27 protein-coding genes are annotated in these 25,095 nt (G+C 71.3%); 19 read left to right on the top strand and 8 right to left on the bottom strand.

All coding sequences use genetic code 11. The annotated features are described in order from the left end of the window. Nucleotides 1-9 precede the first annotated feature (9 nt). Both NZH93_RS40680 and NZH93_RS40675 read left to right on the top strand, forming a co-directional pair. Complete coding sequence (locus NZH93_RS40680) at nt 10-759, top strand: YebC/PmpR family DNA-binding transcriptional regulator (protein WP_259628659.1); 750 nt, start codon at nt 10-12, stop codon at nt 757-759. A 61-nt stretch (nt 760-820) separates the two neighbouring features. Further along, a complete protein-coding gene (locus NZH93_RS40675; RefSeq protein ID WP_372506983.1) occupies nt 821-1,342 on the top strand; it encodes a DUF4262 domain-containing protein in 522 nt (173 codons plus the stop codon). A 293-nt stretch (nt 1,343-1,635) separates the two neighbouring features. Here NZH93_RS40675 and NZH93_RS40670 read toward each other — a convergent pair whose 3' ends face one another. Beyond that, complete coding sequence (locus NZH93_RS40670) at nt 1,636-2,199, bottom strand: TIGR03086 family metal-binding protein (RefSeq protein WP_259628657.1); 564 nt, start codon at nt 2,197-2,199, stop codon at nt 1,636-1,638. Nucleotides 2,200-2,352: 153 nt separating this feature from the next. Here NZH93_RS40670 and NZH93_RS40665 point away from each other — a divergent pair, with 153 nt between their 5' ends. Continuing rightward, nucleotides 2,353-3,840, top strand: a complete 1,488-nt coding sequence (locus NZH93_RS40665; protein ID WP_259628656.1) for a peptide MFS transporter — start codon at nt 2,353-2,355, stop codon at nt 3,838-3,840. Nucleotides 3,841-3,962: 122 nt separating this feature from the next. Here NZH93_RS40665 and NZH93_RS40660 read toward each other — a convergent pair whose 3' ends face one another. Together NZH93_RS40660 and NZH93_RS40655 are read right to left on the bottom strand one after the other, a co-directional pair. Then, a complete protein-coding gene (locus NZH93_RS40660) occupies nt 3,963-5,258 on the bottom strand; it encodes a cytochrome P450 (RefSeq protein ID WP_259628655.1) in 1,296 nt (431 codons plus the stop codon). Between the two features lie 31 nt (nt 5,259-5,289). Then, complete coding sequence (locus tag NZH93_RS40655) at nt 5,290-5,742, bottom strand: acyl-CoA thioesterase (protein WP_259628654.1); 453 nt, start codon at nt 5,740-5,742, stop codon at nt 5,290-5,292. A 147-nt stretch (nt 5,743-5,889) separates the two neighbouring features. Here NZH93_RS40655 and NZH93_RS40650 point away from each other — a divergent pair, with 147 nt between their 5' ends. After that, nucleotides 5,890-6,420: a DUF1707 SHOCT-like domain-containing protein gene (locus tag NZH93_RS40650; RefSeq protein ID WP_259628653.1), complete on the top strand. Its 531-nt coding sequence runs from the start codon at nt 5,890-5,892 to the stop codon at nt 6,418-6,420. Here NZH93_RS40650 and NZH93_RS40645 read toward each other — a convergent pair. After that, complete coding sequence (locus NZH93_RS40645) at nt 6,371-7,549, bottom strand: MFS transporter (RefSeq protein ID WP_259628652.1); 1,179 nt, start codon at nt 7,547-7,549, stop codon at nt 6,371-6,373. The two genes, NZH93_RS40650 and NZH93_RS40645, sit on opposite strands and share 50 nt — an antisense overlap. A gap of 100 nt (nt 7,550-7,649) precedes the next feature. Between NZH93_RS40645 and NZH93_RS40640 the strand changes: the two genes are divergently transcribed. After that, nucleotides 7,650-8,039, top strand: coding sequence for a hypothetical protein (locus NZH93_RS40640; protein WP_259628651.1), 390 nt, complete (start codon nt 7,650-7,652; stop codon nt 8,037-8,039). Between the two features lie 6 nt (nt 8,040-8,045). Here the strand turns inward: NZH93_RS40640 and NZH93_RS40635 are convergent, their stop codons facing one another. Next, nucleotides 8,046-8,639, bottom strand: coding sequence for a TetR/AcrR family transcriptional regulator (locus tag NZH93_RS40635; protein WP_259628650.1), 594 nt, complete (start codon nt 8,637-8,639; stop codon nt 8,046-8,048). A gap of 160 nt (nt 8,640-8,799) precedes the next feature. Between NZH93_RS40635 and NZH93_RS40630 the strand changes: the two genes are divergently transcribed. The 3 genes from NZH93_RS40630 to NZH93_RS40620 all read left to right on the top strand — a co-directional run bounded on the left by NZH93_RS40630 (nt 8,800) and on the right by NZH93_RS40620 (nt 12,436). Then, complete coding sequence (locus NZH93_RS40630; RefSeq protein WP_259628649.1) at nt 8,800-9,693, top strand: helix-turn-helix domain-containing protein; 894 nt, start codon at nt 8,800-8,802, stop codon at nt 9,691-9,693. Continuing rightward, entirely contained in the window at nt 9,668-9,844 is a 177-nt protein-coding gene (locus tag NZH93_RS40625; RefSeq protein ID WP_259628648.1) for a DUF397 domain-containing protein, read from the top strand. Before NZH93_RS40630 ends, NZH93_RS40625 begins: the two co-directional genes overlap by 26 nt. A 99-nt stretch (nt 9,845-9,943) precedes the next feature. Next, nucleotides 9,944-12,436, top strand: coding sequence for a PQQ-dependent sugar dehydrogenase (locus NZH93_RS40620; protein WP_259628647.1), 2,493 nt, complete (start codon nt 9,944-9,946; stop codon nt 12,434-12,436). Nucleotides 12,437-12,484: 48 nt separating this feature from the next. On the opposite strand, the gene NZH93_RS40615 is transcribed toward NZH93_RS40620, so the two are convergent. Beyond that, a complete protein-coding gene (locus tag NZH93_RS40615) occupies nt 12,485-12,979 on the bottom strand; it encodes an SRPBCC family protein (RefSeq protein WP_259628646.1) in 495 nt (164 codons plus the stop codon). After that, the gene (locus NZH93_RS40610) at nt 12,976-13,317 is read right to left on the bottom strand and encodes an ArsR/SmtB family transcription factor (RefSeq protein WP_259628645.1); all 342 of its coding nucleotides are present in this window, start codon (nt 13,315-13,317) and stop codon (nt 12,976-12,978) included. Before NZH93_RS40610 ends, NZH93_RS40615 begins: the two co-directional genes overlap by 4 nt. 162 nt (nt 13,318-13,479) lie before the next feature. Between NZH93_RS40610 and NZH93_RS40605 the strand changes: the two genes are divergently transcribed. The 5 genes from NZH93_RS40605 to NZH93_RS40585 all read left to right on the top strand — a co-directional run bounded on the left by NZH93_RS40605 (nt 13,480) and on the right by NZH93_RS40585 (nt 19,549). Further along, nucleotides 13,480-14,721, top strand: coding sequence for a glutamate-cysteine ligase family protein (locus NZH93_RS40605; RefSeq protein WP_259628644.1), 1,242 nt, complete (start codon nt 13,480-13,482; stop codon nt 14,719-14,721). Beyond that, on the top strand, nt 14,718-16,046 hold the full coding sequence (egtB, locus tag NZH93_RS40600; RefSeq protein WP_259628643.1) for an ergothioneine biosynthesis protein EgtB: 1,329 nt from the start codon (nt 14,718-14,720) through the stop codon (nt 16,044-16,046). Before NZH93_RS40605 ends, egtB begins: the two co-directional genes overlap by 4 nt. 1 nt (nt 16,047) lies before the next feature. Next, nucleotides 16,048-16,818, top strand: a complete 771-nt coding sequence (gene egtC / locus NZH93_RS40595) for an ergothioneine biosynthesis protein EgtC (RefSeq protein WP_259628642.1) — start codon at nt 16,048-16,050, stop codon at nt 16,816-16,818. Further along, entirely contained in the window at nt 16,815-17,789 is a 975-nt protein-coding gene (egtD, locus tag NZH93_RS40590; protein WP_259628641.1) for an L-histidine N(alpha)-methyltransferase, read from the top strand. The genes egtC and egtD overlap by 4 nt, the downstream gene beginning before the upstream one ends. Before the next feature lie 158 nt (nt 17,790-17,947). Beyond that, nucleotides 17,948-19,549 (top strand): alpha/beta hydrolase, encoded by a 1,602-nt coding sequence (locus NZH93_RS40585; protein ID WP_259628640.1) that lies wholly within the window; start codon nt 17,948-17,950, stop codon nt 19,547-19,549. Between the two features lie 57 nt (nt 19,550-19,606). On the opposite strand, the gene NZH93_RS40580 is transcribed toward NZH93_RS40585, so the two are convergent. Next, nucleotides 19,607-20,935: a CoA transferase gene (locus NZH93_RS40580; RefSeq protein WP_259628639.1), complete on the bottom strand. Its 1,329-nt coding sequence runs from the start codon at nt 20,933-20,935 to the stop codon at nt 19,607-19,609. A 24-nt stretch (nt 20,936-20,959) separates the two neighbouring features. Here NZH93_RS40580 and NZH93_RS40575 point away from each other — a divergent pair, with 24 nt between their 5' ends. The 6 genes from NZH93_RS40575 to NZH93_RS40550 form a co-directional block, all read left to right on the top strand. Then, the gene (locus NZH93_RS40575) at nt 20,960-21,616 is read left to right on the top strand and encodes a DUF1345 domain-containing protein (protein WP_259628638.1); all 657 of its coding nucleotides are present in this window, start codon (nt 20,960-20,962) and stop codon (nt 21,614-21,616) included. Between the two features lie 100 nt (nt 21,617-21,716). Continuing rightward, nucleotides 21,717-22,919, top strand: a complete 1,203-nt coding sequence (locus tag NZH93_RS40570; RefSeq protein ID WP_259628637.1) for an MFS transporter — start codon at nt 21,717-21,719, stop codon at nt 22,917-22,919. A 12-nt stretch (nt 22,920-22,931) separates the two neighbouring features. Continuing rightward, nucleotides 22,932-23,285, top strand: coding sequence for a YybH family protein (locus NZH93_RS40565; protein WP_259628636.1), 354 nt, complete (start codon nt 22,932-22,934; stop codon nt 23,283-23,285). Nucleotides 23,286-23,424: 139 nt separating this feature from the next. Then, entirely contained in the window at nt 23,425-24,084 is a 660-nt protein-coding gene (locus NZH93_RS40560; RefSeq protein WP_259628635.1) for an alpha/beta hydrolase, read from the top strand. A 129-nt stretch (nt 24,085-24,213) separates the two neighbouring features. Next, nucleotides 24,214-24,699, top strand: a complete 486-nt coding sequence (locus tag NZH93_RS40555) for a hypothetical protein (protein ID WP_259628634.1) — start codon at nt 24,214-24,216, stop codon at nt 24,697-24,699. A 185-nt stretch (nt 24,700-24,884) separates the two neighbouring features. Then, the coding region (locus NZH93_RS40550; protein WP_259628633.1) for an exonuclease domain-containing protein at nt 24,885-25,095 on the top strand (211 nt) is incomplete at its 3' end.

Genomic DNA, 25,095 nt, shown 5'->3' with positions numbered 1-25,095 from the left:
GGAGGAAAGATGAGCGGCCACTCCAAGTGGGCTACCACCAAGCACAAGAAGGCCGCGATCGATGCCAAGCGGGGCAAGCTCTTCGCGAAGCTGATCAAGAACATCGAGGTGGCCGCGCGGACCGGTGGCAGCGACCTCGAAGGCAACCCGACGCTGTACGACGCGGTCCAGAAGGCGCGCAAGAACTCCGTGCCGGTCGACAACATCGAGCGCGCCCGCAAGCGCGGCGGCGGTGAGGAAGCCGGTGGCGCGGACTGGCAGACGATCATGTACGAGGGCTACGGCCCGAACGGCGTCGCCGTGCTGATCGAGTGCCTCACCGACAACCGCAACCGCGCGGCGGGCGAGGTGCGCACCGCGATGACCCGCAACGGCGGCTCGATGGCCGACCCCGGTTCGGTGTCGTACATGTTCAGCCGCAAGGGCGTCGTGATCCTGCCGAAGGCCGAGCTGTCCGAGGACGACGTGCTGATGGCCGTCCTCGACGCTGGCGCGGAGGAGGTCAACGACCTGGGCGACAGCTTCGAGGTCGTGTCCGAGGCGACCGACCTGGTCGGCGTGCGCAAGGCGCTCCAGGAGGCGGGCTACGACTACGACTCCGCGGACTCGAACTTCCTCCCGTCCGTGACGGTCGCGCTGGAGGCCGAGGGCGCCCGCAAGATCTTCAAGCTGATCGACGCGCTGGAGGACTGCGACGACGTGCAGAACGTCTTCGCGAACTTCGACGTCTCCGACGAGGTCATGGCCGAGATCGACTAGGACCGCTCGGGACGGGAGGGGCCTCCACCGGTGGTGGGGGCCCCTCCGTCGTTGGGGGACAATGGGGGGCGTGACGATCCCGCCGTACCCCGAAGAGGAAATCCGCCTGCGCGAGTGGCTGCTGAGGGAAGCCGACCTGCACGGCCACGCCACGATCAGCGTGCCGCAGGACGCCGAGGGCGCGCCGTACTCGTTCACGGTGGGTGCCTGGCGGCGGTTCGGCGTCGCGGAGGCGGTCGTCGTCGGCCTGCCGTCCGAGATGGCGACCCTGCTCCTCGCCGCGTACGTGACCCGGTCCCGCGCGGGTGAGCGGTTCGTGCCCGGCCAACTGCACCACGACGTGTTCGACGGCGTGCCGATCACCGTCGAGAAGGTGTTCAAGGGGTTCTACCCGGAGTTCTTCGGCAGCGCGTTCCTGCTCTACGGCAAGGGCGACTTCCCCGCCGTGCAGATCATCGTCCCGACCCCGCAGGGCCACTGGCCGTGGCAGCCGACCGCGCCCGCCGGGTTCGGCGACTGGCAGCTCCTGCTGACCGAGAGCGGCCTGCCCACGAGCTGGGTCTCAGGGGTCAACGGGCCCTGACCGTTGTCCGGAGTGGTTGTCAGGCTTCCGCGCCCCGACACCGGACAACGTCGAGGGGCTAGACAGTTCCTGTGCGGCGGTTCGGGGGTCGTCCGGGGTGGGCGACAGCCGCACGACCGCGGTCCGCTCCCCGGTGCGCAGGGGAGGCGTCGAGGGGAGCGGACCGCGTACACCAGGCATGGTTCGGGAGCCCCGCCCGTTCCAGTTAGGGGTCATGGGGAAGCTCCCGATGGGCAACCCCATGACCCGATCTTCTTCCCGAGGCCTTCAGCGGCTACGTGCCCGGTGCCCCGTCAGGGCGTTCGACCCGTCGCACCGAGCAGCCGGGTCATCGGGTCGGCGCCCTCCGGGACGGCCACGGCCGGTCCGAACACCCCCGCGGCCCGCCACTCCTCGACCTGCGGCTCCAGATGCTCCAGAACGGCCTGCGCCAGGCCGGGGTTGATCCGCTCGTCGACGCCGATGGCCCGCGCGAGGTCCCACGAGTGCACGGCCAGGTCGGTCGTCATCTGCCAGCCGTACTCCACGGCGGTGCTCTTGCCGCTGCTCAGGTGCACCGGCCGCTGGAGCGCCTTCGGCGTGATCCACGCTTCGCGCGCGGCGGCCGCGGCGAGCACCCACGAGTGCAGCGGGTCGCTCCCGAGGTTGTCGTGGTCGAAGCGGTCGCCGACCTGGTCGACCGTGCACCCGGCCAGCAGCTCCGGAGCCCAGAGCTGCTCCTGCACGAGGTGGCCGACCAGGTCTCTGACCGACCACTTCTCGCACGGCGTGCCGAGCGCCCAGTGCTCCGGACGCACCCGCCGCACCCGTCGGTCGAACTCGGTGATGGCCAGCCCGTGTGCCTCGATCAGATCCACGTGACGAGTGCACCAAAGGATTTCGGGGCGCGCACCTCGAAGAAGTGGCCTGGGCCACATGGTGGACCGCCCGGTTCGACCGGTACACCCGTACGGCCTAACCTGCGGGGTCGGCACGTCGAAGTGCCGGTCACGACGCGAGGGAGTCGAGCTTTGAGCGCCACAAGCGCCGCCAGCACCGCCAGGGCACCGCAGCGCGGGTTCTTCGGGCACCCCCGAGGCCTGAGCACGCTGTTCTTCACCGAGTTGTGGGAACGGTTCTCCTACTACGGCATGAAGGCGATCCTCGCCTACTACCTGTACTACTCGGTCTCCGAGGGCGGACTGGGCGTGGACAAGAGCGCCGCGCTGTCGCTCGTGGCGATCTACGGCTCGTCGGTGTACATGTCCGGCGTCGCGGGCGGCTGGCTCGCGGACCGCGTGTTCGGCAGCCAGCGGGCGGTGCTGTACGGCGGTGTGCTGATCATGCTCGGGCACATCGCCCTGGCCGTGCCGATCGGGCTGACGGGCGTGTACCTCGGCCTGGTCCTGATCGTGCTCGGCACCGGCCTGCTCAAGCCGAACGTCTCGAACATCGTCGGCGACCTCTACGACGAGCACGACCCGAGGCGCGACGCGGGCTTCTCGATCTTCTACATGGGCGTCAACCTCGGCGCGTTCGTCGCCCCGCTGGTCTGCGGCTTCCTCGGCCAGCAGGTGAACTGGCACCTCGGCTTCGGCGCCGCCGCCGTCGGCATGGCCTTCGGGCTCCTCCAGTACCAGGTCGGCCGGAAGAACCTCGGCGAGGCGAGCGACCGGCCCGCCAACCCGCTGCCCGAGGCCGACCGCGCCCGGATCCTCGGCCGCGTCGGCGCGATCTCGTTGGGCGTGGTGGCCGTGCTGGCGGTGCTGATCGTGGCGGGTGTGCTGTCCGGCGAGGGCGTCGTCAACCTGCTCAGCGTCGTGTCCGTCGTGCTGCCGGTCGTCTACTTCACCGTCATGCTGCGCAGCGCCAAGACCACGCCGGTCGAACGCACCCGGCTCGTCGCCTACATCCCGCTGTTCGTCGCCGCGGTGATCTTCTGGCTGCTCTACGAGCAGACCTCCACGGTCATCGCCGCGTTCGCCGACACGAGCGTGCGGAACAGCGTCTTCGGCGTCGAGTTCCCGCCTTCGTTCTTCCAGTCCGTCAACCCGGTGATGATCATCGTTTTCGCGCCGTTGTTCGCATTGTTGTGGATGAGGCTCGGCACGCGGCAGCCCGCGACGCCGCGCAAGTTCAGCGGCGGTCTGCTGTTCGTCGGGCTTTCGTTCCTCGTCGCGATGGCGGCGAGCCAGTCCGGCGGCCCGGACGACAAGGTGTCGCCGCTCTGGCTGGTGCTGGTGTTCTTCGTGATGACCTGCGGTGAACTGCTGCTTTCCCCGGTCGGCCTCTCGGTGACCACCAAACTGGCCCCGCGCGCGTTCGCCGCGCAGACGATGGGCCTGTTCTTCCTGTCGAGCGCCGCAGGTCAGGGCATCGGCGCGCAGGTCGTGAAGCTCTACAGCGACGACGCGGCGGTCGCCTACTTCGGCGTGCTCGGCGCGGTCGCCATCGGGCTCGGCGTGCTGCTGCTCGCGTTCTCGCCGAAGATCAAGGAATTGATGATGGGCGTCGACTGAGTCGAAGAGGGGAAATCGCGGTGGCCCGCCGCGGCGGCGGTGCGGCGGGTCATCCGCTTGTTTCCAGAATGCCCTAAGAGTCGAGGCGCCGGGTCTTTATCGCACCAAACGAGTGGGTGACGTCAGCTTTTATCGACGGCGAGTGATCGCTTGGTCACTCCGACGTTCACCGGGAAGTGGAGAGCACCCCTGATAGTGGGGGAGGGGCGCCTGCTCATCGGACCCGCCGCCCGCAGTCCGGGGAACCGGCGGAACAACCCGCGCACCGCCGCCGCGGCCTCCATCCGGGCCAGGTTCGCGCCGAGGCAGTAGTGGATGCCCGACGAGAACGCCAGGTGCTTGCCCACGTCCTCGCGGTCCGGGTCGAACCGGTGCGGGTCGGCGAACACCTTCGGGTCGCGGTTGGCCGCCGCCACGATCAGCATCACCGGCTGGTTCACGGGCAGCAGCCGCCCGGCCAGCTCGACGGGCTCGAACGGCACGCGCGCGACGTACTGCACCGGCGGGTCCCACCGCAGCGTCTCCTCGACGACGCGGTCGGCGTACGCCGGGTCCGCGAGGAGCTTCGCGCGCACCTCCGGGTGCCCGAGGACGGCGTTGGCGGCCGTGCCGATGAGGTTCACCGTCGTCTCGAACCCGGCCACCAGCAGCAGTTCCGTGGTGGCGATCAGGTCGTCCAGCGCCAGGTCGTCGTGCTTGACCAGCTCGCTGACGATGTCGTCACCCGGCTCGCGCCTGCGGTGCTCGACCAGCCCGCCGAGGAACTCGTCGAACTCGCGCAGGGTGTCCTGGAGCAGCCGCAGCTCCCTCGTGTCCCGCACGCCGTCGATGGAGTTGACCAGCGCCGTGCCCCAGCGGATGAAGCTCTCGTGGTCGCTCGACGGCACGCCGAGCAGGTCGGCGATCACCTGCACCGGCACGCGCTTGGCGAAGTCGTCGACCAGGTCGAACGTCCCCTTCCGCTCGGCGAGGTCGAGGAAGTCCTCGATCACCCGCTCGATCGCGGGCATCTGCCGCCGCAGCGCGCGGGGCGTGAACCAGCCGCCGACGTACTTGCGCAGCCGCGTGTGGTCGGGCGGGTTGCGCATCAGGAACGACGTCTTCAACGGGTTCACCAGCACGCGGCCGTCGGCGGTGTAGGCCGTCTCGTCGATCATCGCCATGTCGGACGGCGAGAGGATGCCCCAGCGCGGGTCGCGCAGCACCTCGCCGGTGATGGAGTGCTCCGCCGTCATCAGCAGCCCGAGCCTGGTCGGCACCAGGGTCCCCTTGGCGCGCACCGACTCGTACAGCGGGTAGGGGTCCTTCTTCGAGGACTTCCGGAACAGCTTCGCGCCCGGATCGCCCAGCGCGCCGTAGACGGCCACCATTCCGCGACCCAGTGCGAGGATCGCGCTGTTCTTCAATTGAGACGGCATGCGTCCACGGTGACGCCAACGCGAGAAGTGTTCAAGTACCTCGGCGTGCGGGTTCGCGTTCCCGCCGTGCGGCCTCGCGGACCTGGAAGACCTTGCGCACGCCCTCGGGGATCGTGGTGTGCCGCAGTTCGAGGGTGCCGACGGCGACGTACCGGTGCCACCCGGTCGCGACGGGGACGCCGTCCACGTCGACGTCGAACCCGAGCGTCACCGACGTGGTGCCCATCGACCGCACCCGGACGCCGATCTTGAGCAGGTCGTCGAACCGGGCCGAGCCGGTGAAGCGCAGGGACGCCTCCTCGACGACGAACTCGATCCCGGTGCGCTCCAGTTCCTTGTAGGAGCCCAGTAACGAGCGGAGGGTCTCGACCATCGCGGCTTCGAAGAAGACGGGGTACCGGGAGCTGTGCACCACGCCCCGGTGGTCGCAGTCGGCCGGGCGCACCCGCACCCGGTGGACGTGGGCAGGGCGCGCAGGAGCCATGTCCCGGATACTGGCCGATCCGAACCCGTTGGCCAAGCACGGTTTCGTCACGGTCGGTGGTCGTTCGGTGGCGGTGCTTGACGACGCTGCCTCTCTAGCGCGAGAATCTCGGTTACTAAGATGATTAGCGGACAAGAGGTGATCGTGGTGACCCAGCCGGTGCTCCGGGTGTCGGACCAGGAGCGGGAACAGGCCGTCGTGGTGCTGAACCAGGCCGTCTCCGAGGGGCGGCTGACGTGGGAGGAGCACTTCGACCGCGTCCAGGCCGCCTACACCGCGCAGGTCTCTTCCGACCTCGTGCCGCTGCTCGAAGGCCTCGCCGTGACCGTTGCGCCGCAACGGGTCCACGCCGTCGCGAGCAAGGTCCACAGCGCTCCGGTGTCCCGGCGCATCGAGGCCAGGGCGACCTTCGGCGCCGTCGTGCTCGACCTGTCCGGCCTGCCGGAGGGGGAGCGGTTCGAGGTCGAGGCGTCGTCGTTCTGCGGCAAGGTCACCGTGCTGGTGTCCGAGGCGGCCGTGGTGCTCGACGGCGGCACGGCCAGGTTCGGCAAGCGCGCGCTGCCCGGCGCGCCGACGGCGCTGGGCGGTCCGATCATCACCGTCACCGGCAACTCCACCCTCGGCAACCTCAGGGTCGTCCGCCCCGGCTCGCACTGGGCGCGGTACGCGCTGCACTAGCCGCGAGCCCGAGAGCGGTCGCGACGACCTGCGTCGCGGCCGCCAGCAGGAACACCGCCGACGTGTCGTGCAGCGCGCCGCCGACGGCCGCGCCCACGGCGAACGCGCCGATCTTCAGGCTCGCCCCGGTGGTCGACACCTGGCCGAGCAGGGACGGCGGTGTGTACCGCTGCCGGGCGGTGATGATCGACGTCAGCGTCGGCCCCTGCGCGAGTCCGACGAGCAGGCCCAGACCGAGCAGCACGCCGAGGTCCGGTGCGAGCGGCCACGTCGCCAGCGCCAGGCCGGACGCCGCCACCGTCGCGAACACCACGTGCTCCGGCCGCCAGCGGGGCAGGTGGCGGCGCAGCGACAGGAGGCTGACGACGCACCCGACCTCCATCGCCGCCCACACGAACCCGGCCGCGCCCTCGGGGTGGCCCAGTTCCGTGGCGCGCACCGGGATCGCGGTGGCCAGCAGGCCGATCGCGCCGTGCCCGAGCACCGTGGTGAGGGTCGCGCCGCGCAGCGGGGGAGTGGTCGCGAGGTGCCGCACCCCCTCGCGGATCGCCTGCCGCAGCGGAGGGTGCTCGACCGCCTGGTGCGGCGGCACCCGCAGCGCCAGCGCGCACAGGCCGGCCACCAGCGCCAGCACGCCGATCGCCACCACCGCGCTGTCCCCGCCGACCACGGCGGCCAGCACGCCCGTCAGCGCGGGCCCGCCGAGCGCCGCCGCGTTGAACAGCAGCGCGTCCGCCGCCGTGGCGCGCAGCAGGTCCTCGGGTCCGCCTGCCAGCCGCGGCAGCAGGCTGGTGAACCCGCCGCTGGTCATCGGGAGCGTGGTCCCAGCCAGGAACGCCAACCCCAGCACCACGACCGACGGCGAGCGCCCGACCGCCGCGAGCAGCCCCACCGTCGTCGCGGCGAGCAGGAACTGGTTGCCCGCCAACGCCACCAGCGGTCGCCGGGTCCGGTCCAGCCACGCCCCCAGCAGCGGGCCGGACACGATGGACGGCACGGTGTACGCGGCCACCACCGCGCCGGCCAGTGCGAGGTTTCCGGTGCGCGCCAGCACGAACAGCACCAGCGCGAGCCCGACCATCTCGTCGGCCAACCGGGCGATTCCGGCGGACAGCAGGTAGACGCGCATCCGATCACCCTATTCACGGACGGTCGAAGCGCTTAGCCATTTCGAGTACGTACCGCACCGGGGCGGTGACTTCACGTGTACCGCGTTTTACGGTGATCACATGACTGAGTACACCGACGAGGAACGCCAGACGCTCCGCATCGCGATCTACGGTGCGGCACTGCTGGTGTCCAACGCCGATCCGGGTTCGATGGAGGTCGAGGGCTCCGCGAGCGCGCGTGCGATCAAGGAGTTGTCACCGGAGTTGCAGGAGGCGCTCGGCACCGAGTTCCCCCGGCTCCCGAGAGGTCCGATCGCGCAGATCGAGGACGCGGTGCTGTCCGCGCTGCGCGAGTCCATGGCGATCCTCAAGGCGAAAGCCCCCAGGGTCGGCAGGACGTTCCCGGCGGCGGTCGTGTCGGTGTGCGAGGCGGCGGCCGCGGCCGACGGCAGCGTGTCGCCGGTCGAGAGCGCGGCCATCACCAAGGTGCGCGCCGCGCTCGCGGTCTGAAGCGGGTCAGGGGGTGCGCCGCTGCCGGCGCACCGTCTCCTCCACCACGTCGAGCACGGGCCCGAGGTCGTCGGCGGGCAGGCCCATCGCGAGGTGGGAGACGAGGCCTTCGAGGACGAGTTCGAGGAAGCTGGTGAGCACGGTCACGTCGACGTCGTCGCGCAGGTTGCCCGCTTCCCGCTGGCGCAGCAGGCGTTCGCGGGTGGCGCGGGTGAGCTGCGACGAGCGCTCCGCCCAGCGGGCGCGGAACTCCGGGTCGGTGCGGAGCCTCCGCGACACCTCCAGGCGGGTGCCGAGCCAGTCGGCCGGATGCTCCTCGGTGGACGGCTCCTGCACCAGCAGCAGGTCCCGCATCACCTGCACCAGACCCTGCTTCGCCACCACGTCCGCCATCCGCAGCGCGTCGTCCTCGGCCAGCGCGAGGAACAGCGACTCCTTGTCCCGGAAGTGGTGGAAGATGGCTCCGCGGGACAGGCCGGTAGCCTCCTCAAGCCGCCGGACCGTCGCGCCCTCGTAGCCGTAGCGCGCGAAACAAGCGCGGGCCCCGTCGAGGATCTGGCGGCGGCGGGCGTCGAGATGGTCCTGGCTGACCCTGGGCATCTCGAAATGGTCCCAGCACCGCCCGTGGAAATCCAATCCGTACGTACGGATTGTGACGCTGTGTCCCACCGGGATCCGTCGGGCCCACCGTGATCCTTTGGGGTGGATTAGGTCCGTCGGAGTCGAACTGCCAGGTCAGCCCGCAATATCGTCACGAACCGTGGAAGCACTTGGAGACTTTCGGCCGTCGACCGCCTACACGCGCGAGCTGGGCGACGAGGTGCGGGACGTCCGGACGCGGAGCGGGCTGAGCCTCACGACGCTCGCCGAAGGCCTCGGCTGGTCGAAGGGCAAGCTGTCGAAGTTGGAGAGCGGTCGCAGGGGCGCGGACGTGGTCGACCTGATCAGACTCGTCGGCTACTGCCAGGGCGACGACGCCTCGCTGGACCGCATCCTCACCATCGCCAGGGAAGGCGAGACGGGCTACCTCATCCGGCCCCACCTGGACGGGGTGCCGGACGGTCTCCGAGCGCTGATCGCCAGTGAGCGCAAGGCGAGTAGCATGATCGACTACGAGGCGATGCGCGTCCCCGGTCTCCTCCAGACCGAGGCGTACGCGCGGGCGATCATGATGTCCGGCAGCGATCCCCTGGCGGCGGTGGACGCCGGTGTCCAGACCCGGATGGAGCGCCAGGAGATCCTGCGGCGTCCCGACCCAGCGCAGACCACCTTCTTCATCCACGAGGCGGCCCTGCACTCCTGGGTCGGCGACTGGCAGGTCATGGCGGACCAGATGCTGCAACTCGCGCTCCTGAGCGCCTGGGGCCACCTCCGGATCCGGATCGTGCCCTTCCGGATGGGCGGCCAGGCGTGGACCCCGTTCTCGTTCCGGATGATGGAGTTCAAGGACAGCGAGCCGGTCGTCCACGCCGCCAACCTCACGTTCAGCGTCCTGTCCGAGCGCCCCGAGGTGGTCGAGCGGCACCGCTCGGTGACCGAGCTGCTCCGCGCCTCGGCGCTGGGTGCGCAAGAATCGCGGTTGGAGTTCGCCCGCTGGGCGGACCACTACGAGCGACTGCGGGGCGCGGATGACGGGTCGGGTCGGTTGGCGTAAGAGCAGTTACAGCGACGAGAGCGGCACCAACTGCGTCGAGGTGGCGGGACCGGTCGTCCGGGACTCCAAGAACCCCGGCCCGGTCCTCGCCTTCCCGGCGGCGGAGTGGAGGTCGTTCCTGGCCGCCGTGAAGAGTCGCCCAAACGGGTGAAGCAACCGCTTTCCCTTGACTATAAGGAAACTTTCCTAACTAAAGTTGTCCGAAACCGCCGCCGCGCAAGTCCCACCCCTGCTCGCGGGAGGCACTGAAGTGGTACCGAGGACCAGTCGACGGCTCCGCGCCGTCGGCGCACTGACCGCAGCCGTGGCGACAGCGCTCGCCACGGCGTCCCTGCCGGGGGTGGCCTCGGCCGCGCCCACCCGTTACGAGGCCGAGAACGCGGCGCTGTCCCAGGGCGTGGTGGAGTCGAACCACGCGGGCTTCTCCGGCTCCGGCTTCGTGAACGTCGACAACGTCGTGGGCAGCTCGGTGGAGTTCACCGCGACGGCCGCCCAGGCCGGTCCGGCGACGCTCACCGTCCGCTACGCCAACGGCGGCGCCGAGAACCGCCCGGCGGACATCTCCGTCAACGGCGTGGTCGTCCAGGACGACCTGGCGTTCCCGTCGACGGGCGCGTGGACGACGTGGACCAGCCTGGCGACCACGGCCCAGCTCGCGCCCGGCGCGAACAAGATCCGGATCACGTCCGCCGGGGCGACCGGCGCGGCGAACGTCGACTACCTCGACGTGGACGCCGCCGGCGTGCCCGCCTCGGACTACGAGTCGGAGTCGGCGACCATCGCGCAGGGCGTCGTGGAGTCGAACTGGGCGGGCTTCTCCGGCACCGGGTTCGTCAACTACGACAACGTGGTCGGCAGCTCGGTCGAGTACACCGTGACGGCGGCGCAGGCGGGTGCGCACGTCCTGACCTTCCGCTTCGCCAACGGGACGACCGTCAGCCGGCCCCTCGCCGTCAACGCGAACGGCGGCGCGGCGACGACCGTCGCGTTCCCGCCGACCGGCGCGTGGACGACGTGGCAGACCGCCGCGGTGACCCTGCCGCTGGTGGCGGGCGCGAACAAGGTCCGCGCGGTGTCGACCACGGCCGAGGGCGGCCCGAACGCGGACAAGCTGAGCATCGCCTTCAGCGGCCCGGCGGACACCGAGCGGCCTCAGCCACCGACGGGCCTGCGCTCGACCGGCAAGACCTCGACGACCGTGTCGCTGGCGTGGAACGCGGGCAGCGACAACGTCGGCGTGACCGGCTACGACGTGTACCAGCACGGCCAGCTCGTCACGAGCGTCGGCAACGTCCTCCAGGCGACCGCGACCGGGCTGGTCCCGGACACGGAGTACGACTGGACGGTCTTCTCGAAGGACGCGGCGGGCAACGTCTCCGCGGCCAGCTCCAACGTCCTCGTGCGCACCGACCCCGCGCCCGCGGACACCGTGCCGCCGACCACGCCGGGCACCCTGCGCTCGACCGGCAAGACGGCGACGAGCGTCGACCTGGCGTGGACCGCGTCGACCGATAACGTCGGTGTGACCGGGTACGACGTCTTCCGGGACGGCGTCCAGTCCGGCACCGCGGACGGCAACGCCACGAGCACCACGTCGGCCGGACTCACGGCGGGTACCGAGTACACCTTCAAGGTCCGTGCGCGCGACGCGAAGGGCAACGTCTCGGGCTTCGGCAACGAGGTCAAGGTGACCCCGAGCGCGGGCGGCCCCTCCGGCACGCCGGATCCGGGCGCTGTCAGCACCCTCGCGAGCGGCGTCGACGTGGCGTGGGGCGTGGTGTTCCTGCCGGACGGCTCGGCGCTGTTCAGCGAGCGGGAGACGTTCTCCGTCTACCGCTTGACCAAGAGCGGGCAGAAGACGTTGGCGGGCAAGATCTCCCAGGCCGTCGGCACGGACGGCGAGGGAGGCCTGCTGGGTCTCGAGGTCTCGCCGACGTTCGCCACCGACCACTGGTTGTACGTCTACCACACGGCGTCCGAGGGCAACCGGGTCGTGCGGATCAAGTACGAGAACGGCGCGCTCGTGCAGAACACGTACCAGATCCTGTTGCAGGGCCTGGCCAAGAACCGCTACCACAACGGCGGCAGGCTGCGCTTCGGCCCGGACGGCAAGCTGTACATCTCCTCCGGTGACGCGCAGAACAGCGCCAACGCGCAGAACAACAGCTCCCTCAACGGGAAGGTCCTGCGCATCAACGCCGACGGCTCCATCCCGTCGGACAACCCGTTCGGCAACGCCGTGTGGAGCAAGGGCCACCGCAACCCGCAGGGCCTGGACTTCGACTCGCAGGGCAGGCTGTGGGAGGCCGAGTTCGGCAACACCAGCCAGGACGAGGTCAACCTCATCACCAAGGGCGGCAACTACGGCTGGCCCAACTGCGAGGGCACCGGGGGTTCGTGCGCCGGGTTCATCGCGCCCAAGAAGGTGTGGGCGACCAACGTGGCCTCGCCGAGCGGCCTGACGATCATCAACGACCACGTCTTCGTGGCCACGACGGTCGGCCAGCGCGTCTACCGGATGACCATCGACGGCGGCGGCAACCTGGTCGACCAGAAGATCTACTTCCAGGGCACGTACAACCGGCTGCGGACGGTCGAGGTCGACCGCGACGGCGACATCTGGCTGACCACCACGACCGACAAGGACGGCACGCCGAACAACGACCGGGTGCTGCTGGTCGACGTCGTCTACGCGGGCGGGCGGACGTCCTCCCCGGTCCTCCGGGGATTCCCGGCGGCCTGAGTGGAGCCGGGGGGTCGGTCCACTGAGGACCGGCCCCCCGGACCGCCGTCAGGCCAGCGAGACCGCGATCTCCTCCAGCAGGTCGAGGCCCTTCTGCATCCCCGACTCCATCCCGGACTCGATGTGCATGTCCCGGCCCTCCCGCGTCTTGTGCTCCACCAGCATCCTCAGGAACGTGCGGCCGTCCCGCTCCTCGAAGTCGTACGTGCACAGCGCGGCGTTCTCGTCCGGGTCCGGGATGCCCTCGAACGCCTCCGTGGACACGATCCGCTCGTTCGGCACGACCTCGCGGTACTCGCCGTGGAACGCGACCTCGTACCCCTCCGGCGTCACGAGCGCGTACCGCCACGCGCCGCCGACGCGCAGGTCCACTTCGGCCACCGTCATCTCGCCGTGGCCGCCCGGCCACCAGCGCTTGATCAGCTCGGGCTCCGTGTACGCCCGGAACACCAGGTGCCGCGGCGCGTTGAACTCGCGGGTGATCAGGATCTGCGTGTCGGTGGGCAGGGTGACCACCGCGGTCCCGCTGGTCGTGCTCGTCATCGGTCGTTCTCCTCAGCCTTGAGTTCTTCCAGCACGTCGTCGAGCGCCCTGAAGCGCTCCTCCCACGACCGTTCGTAGCTCTTGACCCAGTCGTGGATGGGTTTGAGCGGGGCCGCGTTGAGGCGGTACACCCGGTGCCGCCCGGAGTCGCGCACGTCCACCAGGCCCACCTCCCTCAGCACCCGCAGGTGCTTGGACACCAGCGGCTGCGCCAGGTCGAGCAGGTCGACGAGGTCGTTGACCGCGCGCTCACCCCCGACCAGGAGGTCGAGGATCTGCCGTCGGCGGGGTTCCGCCACCGCGTTGAAAGCGTCCGTTGTGGTCGCTGCTCGTGCCATGCGAGAAACATATACCCATATGGGAATGTGTCAACCCCGGATGAACGGGAAATGTCCGGTTGTCCCTTATCCGTAAGGTGTTCGCCCCTCCGCGGCGCGTGCGGCTGTCGGTGCTCACGTGTAGCGTCGAAAACCGACGAATGATCACGGGGAGTGCCGGAAGTGACTGCTGTGCGTAACGTCTCGGCTCCGGGGCCCGGCCCCGAGGTGTTCCGGGACCGTGCCGAGGCCGAGGCCTACGTCGCCTCGGTCTGCTTCAAGCACGGTCCACCACGCCTGTTCGGCGTGGAAATCGAATGGACCGTTCACCACCGAGAAGACCCCACCCGACAGCTCGACCCGGCCGTCCTCGCCGCCGCGCTGGGTCGCCACGCACCACCCACCCTCGTTCCGGACAGCCCTCAGCGGCCACTGCCCAGCGGCACCCCGCTGACCGTCGAACCCGGTGGTCAGGTCGAGATCTCCACCCCACCCCGCAGCTCGCTGACCGAGCTGCTGAAGACCGTGGGGGAGGACGTCACCCAACTCCAAGCCCTCCTCGCCGCCGCCGACCTCGTGCTGGGCGGCCGGGGTGCCGACCCGTTCCGCCCGCCGACGCGGATGCTGCGCGTGCCCCGGTACGCGGCGATGGAGCACGCGTTCGAGCCGATCGGGCCCGAGGGCATCACGATGATGTGCAGCACGGCCGGGCTCCAGGTGTGCCTGGACTTCGGGCTGCGGGAGCACCTGAACGCGCGCTGGGCCGCCGTGCACGCGCTGGGCCCGGTGCTGAACGCGCTGTTCGCGAACTCGCCGGGCGTGAACGGGCGGAGACCGGACTGGGCGTCGGCGCGGATGCGCACGCTGTACGGCACCGACCCGGTGCGCACGAGACCCGCCGCGGCCGACTGCGAGGACCCGGCCGGTGCCTGGGCGCGGCGCGTCCTGGACACGCCGGTGATCGTGGTCCGCCGACCGGGTCCGGATTGGATCCCGCCGCACCGGGCGACGTTCGCGGAGTGGATCGACGGCGCGTTCGACCGCCTCCCGACCCGCGACGACCTCGACTACCACCTGTCCCTCCAGTTCCCGCCGGTCCGGCCGCGCGGGTACATGGAGGTGCGCTACCTCGACACCCCGCCGCACGGGCAGTGGATCCCGCCGGTGGTGCTGATGGCCGCCCTGTTCAGCGCACCGTCCGTCGTGGACGAGGTGCTGGCCGCGACGGAGCCCGCCGTCGGCCGGTGGCTCGCCGCCGCGCGCTTCGGCCTCGCCGACCCGCTCGTCGGGCGGGCCGCGCGGGCCGTGGTCGAGATCGGCTGCCGGGCGCTGGCGAACACCGACCTGTCGGTGGGCCAGAACGCCGCCGTCGCAGAGGAACTGCACCGCACGCTCGCCGAGAAGTCCGGAGGGGCCACGCCATGACCAGCATCGACGATCTCGGTACCGACCGCCTCCGCGAGCACGTGGCGGTCCAGCTCGAACGGTCCCGCGCCCGCAGCGTGGCGCTGACGGACGCGGTGGACGAGCACGACCTCGTCCGGCAGCACTCGAAGCTGATGTCGCCGCTGGTGTGGGACTTCGCGCACATCGGCAACCAGGAAGAGCTGTGGCTCGTGCGGGACGTCGGCGGCCGGGAACCGGTCCGCAGCGACATCGACGAGCTGTACGACGCGTTCAAGCACTCCCGGTCGTCCAGACCGGAGCTGCCGCTGCTCACACCCGTCGAAGCGAGGCGGTACGTGGGCGAGGTGCGGAACAAGGTGTTCGACGTGCTGGAGACGGCGAGGTTCGAGGGGCGCAAGCTCCTCGACGGCGGGTTCGCGTTCGGCATGATCGTGCAGCACGAGCAGCAGCACGACGAGACGATGCTGGCCACCCACCAGCTCCGCGTCGGCGCCCCGGTGCTCGACGCGCCCCCGCCGCCGCCCGGCGCGCCGCTCGCGGCCCAGGAGGTGCTGGTGCCCGGCGGGCACTTCACCATGGGCACGTCGACGGAGGCGTGGGCGCTGGACAACGAACGGCCCGCGCACCAGGCGCACACCGACCCGTTCTTCATCGACACGGCACCGGTGACGAACGCCCGGTACGCGGCGTTCATCGACTCCGGCGGGTACCGCGACGAGCGCTGGTGGAGCGAGGCGGGCTGGGCGCACGTCCAGCACGCGAAGCTCGTGGCGCCGCGGTTCTGGGAGCGCGTCGGCGCGGAGTGGTACCGCGACCGGTTCGGCGTGGTCGCGCCGGTCGTGCCGGACGAGCCGGTGGTGCACGTGAGCTTCTATGAGGCCGAGGCGTACGCGCGGTGGGCGGGCAAGCGCCTGCCGACCGAGGTCGAGTGGGAGAAGGCGGCCCGCTTCGACCCGGCGACCGGCCGGTCGCGCCGCTACCCGTGGGGCGACGAGGAGCCGGCGGAGGAGCACGCGAACCTGGGCCAGCGGCACCTCCAGCCCGCGCCCGTCGGCGCGTACCCGGCCGGGGCGTCACCGCTGGGCGTGCACCAGCTCATCGGCGACGTGTGGGAGTGGACCAGCTCGGACTTCCACGGCTACACCGGCTTCGAGGTGTTCCCGTACGCCGAGTACTCGCAGGTCTTCTTCGGACCCGAGTACAAGGTGTTGCGCGGCGGCTCGTTCGGGGCGGACCCGTCGGCCGTGCGGTCGACGTTCCGCAACTGGGACTACCCGATCCGGCGGCAGATCTTCGCCGGCTTCCGATGTGCGCGCGACGCGGAGGCGGCCGAGCTGAGCTGACATGTGCCGCCACTTCGGCTACCTGGGCGCCGCCGTGCCCGTCGCGTCGCTCACCCACGACCCGCCGCACTCGCTGGTGCACCAGTCGTACGCGCCGTCGGACATGCGGGGCGGGGGGTCGGTCAACGTCGACGGGTTCGGCGTCGGCTGGTACTCCGCGCCCGGCTCGGCCGTCCGCTACCGGCGGACCGGTCCGATCTGGGCGGACGCCAACCTGGAGGCCGTGACGCGCGCGAGCACGTCCGGGGCGGTGCTGGCGGCCGTCCGCAACGCCACGGTCGGTATGCCCCTGGTGGAGACGGCCTGCGCGCCGTTCACCGACGGGCAGTGGCTGTTCAGCCACAACGGCCGCGTCGCCGACTGGCCCGAGTCCGTCGCCGACCTGGCGAAGGCGCTGCCGGTGACGGACCTCCTCACCCTCGACGCCCCCACCGACTCCGCGCTGCTGTGGGCCATGGTCCGCACGCGGCTCGCGGCCGGTGACCACCCGACCGCCGCGCTGGCGGCCGTGGTGTCCGACGTGGCCGCGACCGCGCCCGGTTCGCGGCTGAACCTCTTGCTCACCAACGGAACCGTGCTCGTCGGCACGACGTGGACGCACTCCCTGTGGGTCCGCTCCACCCCGGACTCGGTCGTCCTGGCGTCCGAGCCGTGGGACGCCGACGAGCGCTGGCGGGAGATCCCCGACGGTTCCGCCGTCACGGTGAGCGCTCACCCGTCCACCGTGGACATCCGGCCGATCGGCCCACGAGGCAGAACAGGAAACCCATGACAGAGCCAGTGGTGGACGTGCACCTGACACCCGAGGACGCGGCCCGAGCGCTGCGCGCGGAGGCCAGGGCCGGGCTGACGGCGACCCCGAAGTGGGTGTCGCCGAAGTGGTTCTACGACGCGGTCGGCAGCGAGCTGTTCACCGACATCACCCGGCTGCCGGAGTACTACCCGACGCGGGCCGAGCGGGAGATCCTGATCGCCCGCTCCGCCGAGATCGCCACGACGACCGGCGCGCACTCGTTGGTGGAGCTGGGTTCCGGGTCGTCGGAGAAGACCCGGCTGCTGCTGGACGCGCTGCGCGACCACGGGACGCTGAAGGAGTTCGTGCCGCTCGACGTGTCGACGACGGCCCTGACGGAGGCGGCGAACGCGATCCTCGCCGACTACCCCGGTCTGCGCGTGCACGGCGTGGTCGGCGACTTCACCGAACACCTGGCCGGGCTGCCCGGTGACGCGCCGCGCGTGGTCGCGTTCCTCGGCGGCACGATCGGCAACCTGATCCCCGAGGAGCGGCGCAAGTTCTTCGCGGCGGTCCGGGACGTGCTGGGCGCCGGGGAGTGGCTGCTGCTCGGCACGGACCTGGTCAAGGACCCGGACGTGCTGGTCAGGGCGTACGACGACGCGCAGGGCGTGACGGCGGAGTTCAACCGGAACGTGCTGCGGGTGATCAACCGCGAGCTGGGCGGCGACTTCGACGTCGAGGCGTTCGAGCACGTGGCGCTGTGGAACGCGGAGCGGGAGTGGATCGAGATGCGCCTGCGCGCCACCCGGCCGGTGAAGGTGCGGCTGGCGGAACTGGACCTGGACGTGGAGTTCGCCGAGGGCGAGGAGCTGCGCACCGAGGTGTCCGCGAAGTTCCGCACCGAGGGCGTTCGGTCGGAGCTGGAGGAGGCCGGGTTCGAGCTGCACCGGTGGTGGACGGACACCCAGGGGAGGTTCGCCCTCTCGCTCGCACGAGCAGTGGGCTGATCGGGGCAACGGTCGCTGTGCGTGGTCGATTGAGCCGGCACAGCGACCGAAACCCCCCGATCTGCGGGTGTGCCGACACCTGATCGGGTGGCATTCTCCGGCGGTTGCGTCGTAAGCAGCGAGGGGCGACGCACACGGAGACCAAGGGAGCATCACCCGTGGCACTACCAAACGCACGCAGAGCGCTGGCATCGGCACTGGCCCTGGGGGTCGTGTGGTCCGGTCTGGCAGTCGGCGGATCCGCCGCCGCACAACCCGCACCCGAAATCACGTCCGCCAAGCCCGCCGCGTGGGAGACCTGCGCGGCCGACGTGCTCGCGGAGATCCCGGAGGCGCAGCGCGACAAGGTCAGTTGCACCGCCTACCCCGTCCCGCTCGACCACGACAAGCCGCGTGGGAAGACCATCGGCATCCAGATGATGAAGCGCCCGGCCGACGACCAGGCGAACAAGATCGGCTCGCTGTTCATCAACCCCGGTGGCCCCGGCGGCGCGGGCCTCATCTACTCCGCCTACGGCAGCTCGTTCTTCCAGCCGGAGGTCATGAAGCGCTTCGACCTCATCGGCTTCGACCCGCGCGGCGTCGGCCGCAGCGCGCCGCTGAAGTGCTTCACCACCAACGAGGAGGCCGACGAGGTCTTCGGCCGCATGTCGTCCATCCCGGTCACCAGGACCGAGATCCGCGACACCATGGACGCCACGCTCGACTACACCAGGTCGTGCGCCAGGGTCGCGGGGCCGCTGCTCGACCACATGGCGACCGAGGACGTGGCCCGCGACCTCGACCTGATGCGCCAGGGCGTGGGGGACAGGCAGCTCACCTACGTCGGCTTCTCCTACGGCACGCTGCTGGGCGCCACGTACGCGAACATCTTCCCGAGCAAGTCCCGCGCGATCGTGATCGACGGCAACGTCGACCCGACCCTGCGAACGCACAACGGCGCCCAGTACGACCGTGAACGCGCGCAGGGCTTCGAGATCGCCCTGGACGCCTTCCTCAAGCGCTGCGACACCGTGGGCGCCAAGTGCGCGTTCAGCGACGGCGACCCGCGCGCCAAGTTCGACGCGCTGCGCGACCACCTGCGCACGCAGGCCGTCACCCTGCCGGACGGCACGACCGCCACCTACGCGGGTGTCATCGGCCGCGTCGGCAGCAACCTGTACTCGCCCGGCAGCTTCACCACGCTGGCGGCCTACCTCCAGACCATCCACAACGCCATCAACAACGTCGCCTCGCTGTCCACCGCGGCCGTGTCCGACGTGCCGCTGCTGGCGAACAACCGCGGCCTGGCGGACGTGCGGGTCCTCGCCGACACCCCGTACGAGTTCGACGACTCGTACTACGGCGTCAACTGCACCGACAAGCCGTTCGTGCGCGTGCCGGAGCTGTTCCCGCTGGTCGCGAAGCAGTGGGAGCGCGAATCGCCCACGTTCGGCCGCTCGCAGGCCGCCTCCGACCTGCTCACCTGCGCGAGCTGGCCGGTCCGCCACCCCGACCGCTGGTCGGGCCCGTGGAACCGCAAGACCCCGAACCCGGTCCTCGTGGTGGGCAACTACTACGACCCGGCGACCCAGTACAAGTTCGCCCAGCGCATGGCCAAGCAACTCGGCAACGCCCGCCTGATCAGCGTCGACGCGTTCGGCCACTGCATCCTCGGCGACAGCGCCGGGGCCGACACGGTGGCCACCGACTACCTGGTCAACCTCAAGGTGCCCGCCAACGGACAGGTGTTCCAGCCGAACGTCCAGCCGTTCGCCTAACCTGCCTGCCGCCCTCCCCGCCACGACGTGGCGGGGAGGGCGTTCCCCGGCGCGGACTCAACTCCAGCGCGGCGCGTCCGTCCCCCACGACGACGGCGGTCCCACCCAGTCCGCGGGACCACCGACGTAGCCGATCGGGGACAGGGCGTGGCGCAGCGACCCGTACGGCGAGTCGAACTCGGCCACCCACGGCTCCGCCTCGTAGGCCGGGCCCTCCTCCGGGACGGGACGGACGTCGTCCACCAGCCACGAAGCCGTGCCCGCCAGGGAGAACCGGACGTGCCGCCCGCCGCCCTCGGTCAGCGCGCGCAGCACCGCGGCGGCGATCAGGTACCCGGTGCCGTGGTCCAGCGCCTGCGCGGGCAGGGCGCCCGGCCGGTCGTCACCCTCGATGACGGCGATCCCGCACGCGGCCTGCACCAGGCTGTCGAACCCGCGCCGCCCCGCCCACGGCCCGTTCCAGCCCCACGCGCACAACTGCGCGACGACGAGCCCCGGTCGCCGTTCCAGCAGCGCCTCGGGCGCCAGCCCGAACCGGTCGAGCGAGCCGGGCCGGTAGCCGGTGACGACGACGTCCGCCTCGTCGAGCAGGCCGTCGAAGACCCGCCGATCCTCGAACACGGCCAGGTCCAGCAGCGTCGAACGCTTGCCCAGCCCCGAATCCGCGTGGGTGTCGGCCGATTCCGCCAAGCGGGGTGGGTCGACGCGCAGCACGTCCGCGCCCAGCAGCCCGAGGGTGCGGGTCGCGACGGGGCCCGCGATGACCCTGGTCAGGTCCAGCACCCGCACCCCCGCGGCGGGCAGCACGGCCTGCGGGAACACCCGACCGCCGCCGCCGAGGTCACGGGTCTCCACCAACGGGTGCGCGGTGTTCGTCGACCCGACCGCCACCGCGAGTCCACCCGCGGCGTACACCGCCTCCTGGACCCACTCGGCGGGGTGGGCCGCCAGCGCGTCCGCCAGTTCCGCGTCCTCGCGGATCCCCAACGCCGCCAACAGCCTCGCCCGGTGGTGCGGGTAGTTGGCGTGCGTGCGCACCCACCCGTCGGCCGCGCGCCAGAACCCCGACAGCGGCGCGAACACCGTCGGGGCACGACCGTCGATCCGCAGGTGCCGCTCGCTGACGAACGCCGTGCCCACCGCGGCCTCGCTCACCCGCACCGCGGGCACCGGGCCGCCGTTGCGCCGCGCCAGCAGTTCGGCGGCGGCCAGCGAGCACACGCCCACGGTCGCCCGTGCCATCTCGCGCACCGGCAACCGCGACGGCAGCACCCCGCGAGCGGGCACGTACTCCACACCGCCGACCAGGTCGGCCGGACCGCCGAGCGCGGCCCACGCGCTCGCGGTAGCGCTGTCCATCCCCATGTCGACATCCTGCGCCGCCACGGGTGATCGGGGTATACCTGCGCTGTGCCCGACCTTCCCCGACGGGGCGCGGGCGGCGTGCCCGGCGCGCCCGCCCGAACCCACCTGCTCGTGTCCGTCGCCGCTGGTGCGGCGGCGGGGGTGCTCGCGTCGGCCACGGGCGTCCCGTGGCCGTTCGCCCCGCCGATCGGCTGGATCGCGGGCGGCGTCGTGTACCTGGCCTGGATGTGGACCGCGCTCTGGCCGATGGACGCCCCGAGCACCGCCCGGCACGCCGTCCGCGAGGACCCCGGCCGGGCCGCGATGGACGCGGTGGTGCTGACCGCGGCCGTCGCCAGCCTGGCCGCCGTCGCGCTGCTGCTCACCGCGTCCGGCGCGAACCCGGACCTGCGGGCCGGGCTGAGCGTCGGCAGCGTCGCCGTGGCGTGGGCGGCCGTGCACACGACGTTCGCCGTCCGCTACGCCCGCCTCTACTACGCGGGGCCGGACGGCGGCATCGACTTCAACTCCGGCGAGCCGCCCGCGTACACCGACTTCGCCTACCTCGCGTTCACCATCGGGATGACGTTCCAGGTCTCCGACACGGCCATCAGCGCCAGGGCGATCCGGGCCACCGCGCTGCGCCACGGACTGCTGTCGTTCCTGTTCGGCACCGTCGTCATCGCGACGACGATCAACCTCCTGGCAGGCCTCGGACGGTAGGACGTCTGTGAGCAGACGCACGCCTGAACAGGCAAAACCTGCCGGTAGAATCGGTTCAGCATTCAACTACGTTGATCCCGCTGCCCGTCAGGAGTCCGGCTTGACCACGACCCTGGAGCCCACCTCCACCCGTCGATCAACCGGACCGGCGCTCTTCGCCCTCGCGCTCGGCGGGTTCGGCATCGGCACCACCGAGTTCGCCACGATGGGCCTGCTGCCGCAGATCGCGACCACGTTCGACATCTCCATCCCCACCGCCGGCCACGCGATCAGCCTCTACGCGCTCGGCGTCGTCGTCGGGGCCCCGCTGATCGCCGGACTGGCCGCGAAGCTGCCGCGCAAGGGCCTGCTGATCGCGTTGATGCTGGCCGTGGCGCTGGGCAACGGCCTGTCGTCCATCGCCCCGAACTCGACCCTGCTGATGATCTCCCGCTTCGTCGCGGGCCTGCCGCACGGCGCGTTCTTCGGCATCGCCGCCGTCGTCGCCTCCGGCATCGTCGCCCCCGAACGCCGCGGCACGGCCGTCGCCCGCGTGATGGTCGGCCTGACCGTCGCGAACCTCATCGGCGTCCCCTTCGCGACCGCCGCGGGCCAGCAGATCGGCTGGCGCAGCGCGTACGCCGCGGTCGCCGTCGTCTCCGTCATCACCGCGCTCGCGCTGGCCAAGTGGGTGCCGCGGGTCGCCGCCGCCCACGACGCCAGCGTCGGCGCCGAACTCCGCGCGTTCCGCCGCCCGCAGGTGTGGTTCGCGCTGCTCACCGGCACGATCGGCTTCGGCGGCATGTTCGCCGTGTACTCCTACATCTCGCCGACGACCACCGAGGTCACCGGCCTGGGCGCGAACGCGGTCCCGTGGATCCTCGCCGTGTTCGGCCTCGGCATGACCGCGGGCGCGTGGCTGGGCGGCCGGTTCCTCGACCGGTCCGTCATGGGGACGGTCTTCGGCACCCTCATCGCCACCACCGTCGAACTGGCGCTTTTCGGGCTGCTGGCGACCAGCCCGCTGGCGACGTTCCCGCTGCTCTTCCTGATCGGCTTCACCACCACGGTCCTCGCGTCGGCGCTCCAGATGCGCCTGATGGACGCCTCCCCGGACGCGCCGTCGCTGGCGTCGTCGTCCAACCACTCGGCCCTCAACATGGCCAACGGCGCGGGCGCGTGGCTCGGCGGCCTGGCCATCGCGGCGGGCTGGGGCTACCAGTCGACCGCGTGGGTCGGCGTCGCGCTCACCCTCGCGGGCCTCGCCATCGCCGTCCTGTCCGTCGCGGTCGAACGCCGTGCGAAAACTGTCGTACCCGTTTGACATGCTCGGCACATGCCGAACGATCAAGCACGCGCCACCACACCCGAAGACCTGGGCCGGATGTTCGTCGAACGCGCCAACGCGGGCGACATCGACGGCCTCGTAGCCCTCTACGAGCCCCGCGCGGTCCTCGCCCTGCCCGACGGCAGGCGGGCCACCGGGGCCGAGGAGATCCGCGAGATCTACACGATGCTGCTGGAGGACCGCCCGCAGTTCGTGCCGGGCGAACAACGAACCGCCCTGCACAACGGCAACCTCGCCCTCACGTCGACCAGACGGGGCCGCGGGGCGACCGCCGAGGTCGCCCGGAGGCAACCCGACGGCACCTGGCTGTGGCTGCTGGACGAACCCAACGTCCTGGGGTGACGCCCCTTCCCGCACCCGCGGGTCGCCGCACTGGTCCGCACCACCGACTGCCCGGAGGTCCCACCACGCACCAAGCCGTCCGGCCGGGGTCGCCCGAACGAGTGATTTTCGCCAACCCGCACCAGATCGTCGTCCTCTGATGCCCGCGGTGGTGCTCGTCCACGGCCTCTACCACCAACCGGCCCACTTCGACGCCTTGGCCACGATCCTGCGGGCCGCGGGCGTCCAGGTCGCCGTGCCCGCGCTGCACCGCGGCTCCTTGGTGGCGGACACGCGCGCCGTGCAGGCGGCCGTCGACGCGCTGCCGACCCCACCCGTGGCACTGGGCCACTCCTACGGCGGCTCGGTCGTCACCGGTCTGACCGGCGTGGCCGCGCTGGTGTACGTCGCCGCCTTCGTCCCGGCCGCGGGCGAGAGCGCGGCGGGCCAGGGTGGTGCGACCGACCTCCTCCGCGCCGCGGTTCGGCCTGCCCCCGACGGCACGACCTCCATCGACCCCCAACTGGCAACGACCCTGTTCTACGCCGACTGCCCACCCGAGGTCGCGGCCCGCGCGAGCGCTCACCTCCGCCCCCAGGCTCCCGGCTGCGGTCGAGGAGTGCCGGAACGGCAGGCGTGGCACCACGTGCCGTCGACCTACCTGGTCTGCACGAACGACCGGGCCGTCGACCCGGTCGTGCAACGCGCCTTGGCGGCCCGCTGCACGACCACCCTCGAATGGCCGACCGGCCACTCGCCGCACCTGTCCAGACCGCTCGAGCTCGCCGCGCTCGTGCGGCGTGTTCGTACCACCACTTGAGGGGCCGCACGGGTGAAGAACGCGCGGCCACTCGGGTGACGGCGATGGTCCTGGCTAACACGCAGCGTCGGGCCCGGCGATGAGCTGGGCGGACGGAGTGGTGCCGCGGACGAGCTGAGGACGTGGGCGATGTTCAGGCGGAGAGCGCGCAGGATCGCGGAGTTGGAGCAGGTCGTCGCCCGAGTCCTGCGGCGGCTGAACGAGGTCGACGAGCGGTTGGCGAGCATCGCGGACGTCGAGCACGAGAAGGCCCGGCGGCAGGTGGAGGAGCTGCGGGCCGAGGCGGAGCAGATCCTGCGGGACCGGGCCGCGGAGAAGCTCCGGCACGAGAAGGAGCTGGCCCACCGCAAGACCGCGCACGCCATCGCCCTGGCCCACGCGCGGGCGGCGGTCGAGGCGGAACTGGACGACGTGCGCACCCAGATCGCGGAAGCCCGCCAGGAGCTGCGCCTGACGGAACAGGACGACGAGGTCGCCCGCCCCGAGAGCCTGCGCCCGATCGGGGCGGACGAGGCCTTCACCCCACTGCCCCGCGCCGAGGAGCGACGGACCGACGTCCGACTCCCGCTCGGCGACGGCCGCCGCCTGGCGCGAGAGGACCAGGCGGCACCCTGAACCGGCTGAGCGCGGTGCGACGCCAGCACCTCGACCTGGCGAAGGAAGGCCGAGCGCACGCCGATCCCGAAGTGGCACAACAGTTTCCGGTGTAACGCGCGGTCGACTTCCGCGATGACCGACCAACCGCCGCGTTCGGGACCCGGACGCGGTGTTGGAGCGGACAGCGGCGTTGAGGAGCGGTCATGGGCTACGCGGTGGTCGACGTGGAGACGACGGGGATCCACCCCGGACGGCACCACCGGGTGGTCGAGGTGGCGGTGGTCCGGCTCGACACCGAGGGGCGGGTGCTCGACGAGTGGTGCACGCTCGTCAACCCGGAACGGGACCTGGGACCGCAGCACGTCCACGGGATCACCGCCGCCGAGGCGCGGCTCGCCCCGGCGTGGGCCGCGC

Source organism: Umezawaea endophytica, assembly GCF_025061645.1.
Taxonomy (GTDB): domain Bacteria; phylum Actinomycetota; class Actinomycetes; order Mycobacteriales; family Pseudonocardiaceae; genus Umezawaea; species Umezawaea endophytica.
Note: the sequence above shows the minus strand (reverse complement) of the source record. Positions and strands in the feature narration are given on the sequence as shown.

Excerpts from the sequence above, each read along its gene's own strand:
- NZH93_RS40680 (WP_259628659.1), top strand. The coding sequence starts at position 10 with ATGAGCGGCCACTCCAAGTGGGCTACCACCAAGCACAAGAAGGCCGCG.
- NZH93_RS40640 (WP_259628651.1), top strand. The coding sequence starts at position 7,650 with ATGACTGAGTACACCGACGAGGAACGCCAGACGCTCCGCATCGCGATC.
- NZH93_RS40660 (WP_259628655.1), bottom strand. The coding sequence starts at position 5,258 with ATGCCGTCTCAATTGAAGAACAGCGCGATCCTCGCACTGGGTCGCGGA.
- NZH93_RS40655 (WP_259628654.1), bottom strand. The coding sequence starts at position 5,742 with ATGGCTCCTGCGCGCCCTGCCCACGTCCACCGGGTGCGGGTGCGCCCG.
- egtC (WP_259628642.1), top strand. The coding sequence starts at position 16,048 with ATGTGCCGCCACTTCGGCTACCTGGGCGCCGCCGTGCCCGTCGCGTCG.
- NZH93_RS40625 (WP_259628648.1), top strand. The coding sequence starts at position 9,668 with ATGACGGGTCGGGTCGGTTGGCGTAAGAGCAGTTACAGCGACGAGAGC.
- NZH93_RS40565 (WP_259628636.1), top strand. The coding sequence starts at position 22,932 with ATGCCGAACGATCAAGCACGCGCCACCACACCCGAAGACCTGGGCCGG.
- egtD (WP_259628641.1), top strand. The coding sequence starts at position 16,815 with ATGACAGAGCCAGTGGTGGACGTGCACCTGACACCCGAGGACGCGGCC.
- NZH93_RS40615 (WP_259628646.1), bottom strand. The coding sequence starts at position 12,979 with ATGACGAGCACGACCAGCGGGACCGCGGTGGTCACCCTGCCCACCGAC.
- NZH93_RS40610 (WP_259628645.1), bottom strand. The coding sequence starts at position 13,317 with ATGGCACGAGCAGCGACCACAACGGACGCTTTCAACGCGGTGGCGGAA.
- NZH93_RS40560 (WP_259628635.1), top strand. The coding sequence starts at position 23,425 with ATGCCCGCGGTGGTGCTCGTCCACGGCCTCTACCACCAACCGGCCCAC.
- NZH93_RS40635 (WP_259628650.1), bottom strand. The coding sequence starts at position 8,639 with ATGCCCAGGGTCAGCCAGGACCATCTCGACGCCCGCCGCCGCCAGATC.
- NZH93_RS40645 (WP_259628652.1), bottom strand. The coding sequence starts at position 7,549 with ATGCGCGTCTACCTGCTGTCCGCCGGAATCGCCCGGTTGGCCGACGAG.
- NZH93_RS40555 (WP_259628634.1), top strand. The coding sequence starts at position 24,214 with ATGTTCAGGCGGAGAGCGCGCAGGATCGCGGAGTTGGAGCAGGTCGTC.
- NZH93_RS40675 (WP_372506983.1), top strand. The coding sequence starts at position 821 with ATGGGGGGCGTGACGATCCCGCCGTACCCCGAAGAGGAAATCCGCCTG.
- egtB (WP_259628643.1), top strand. The coding sequence starts at position 14,718 with ATGACCAGCATCGACGATCTCGGTACCGACCGCCTCCGCGAGCACGTG.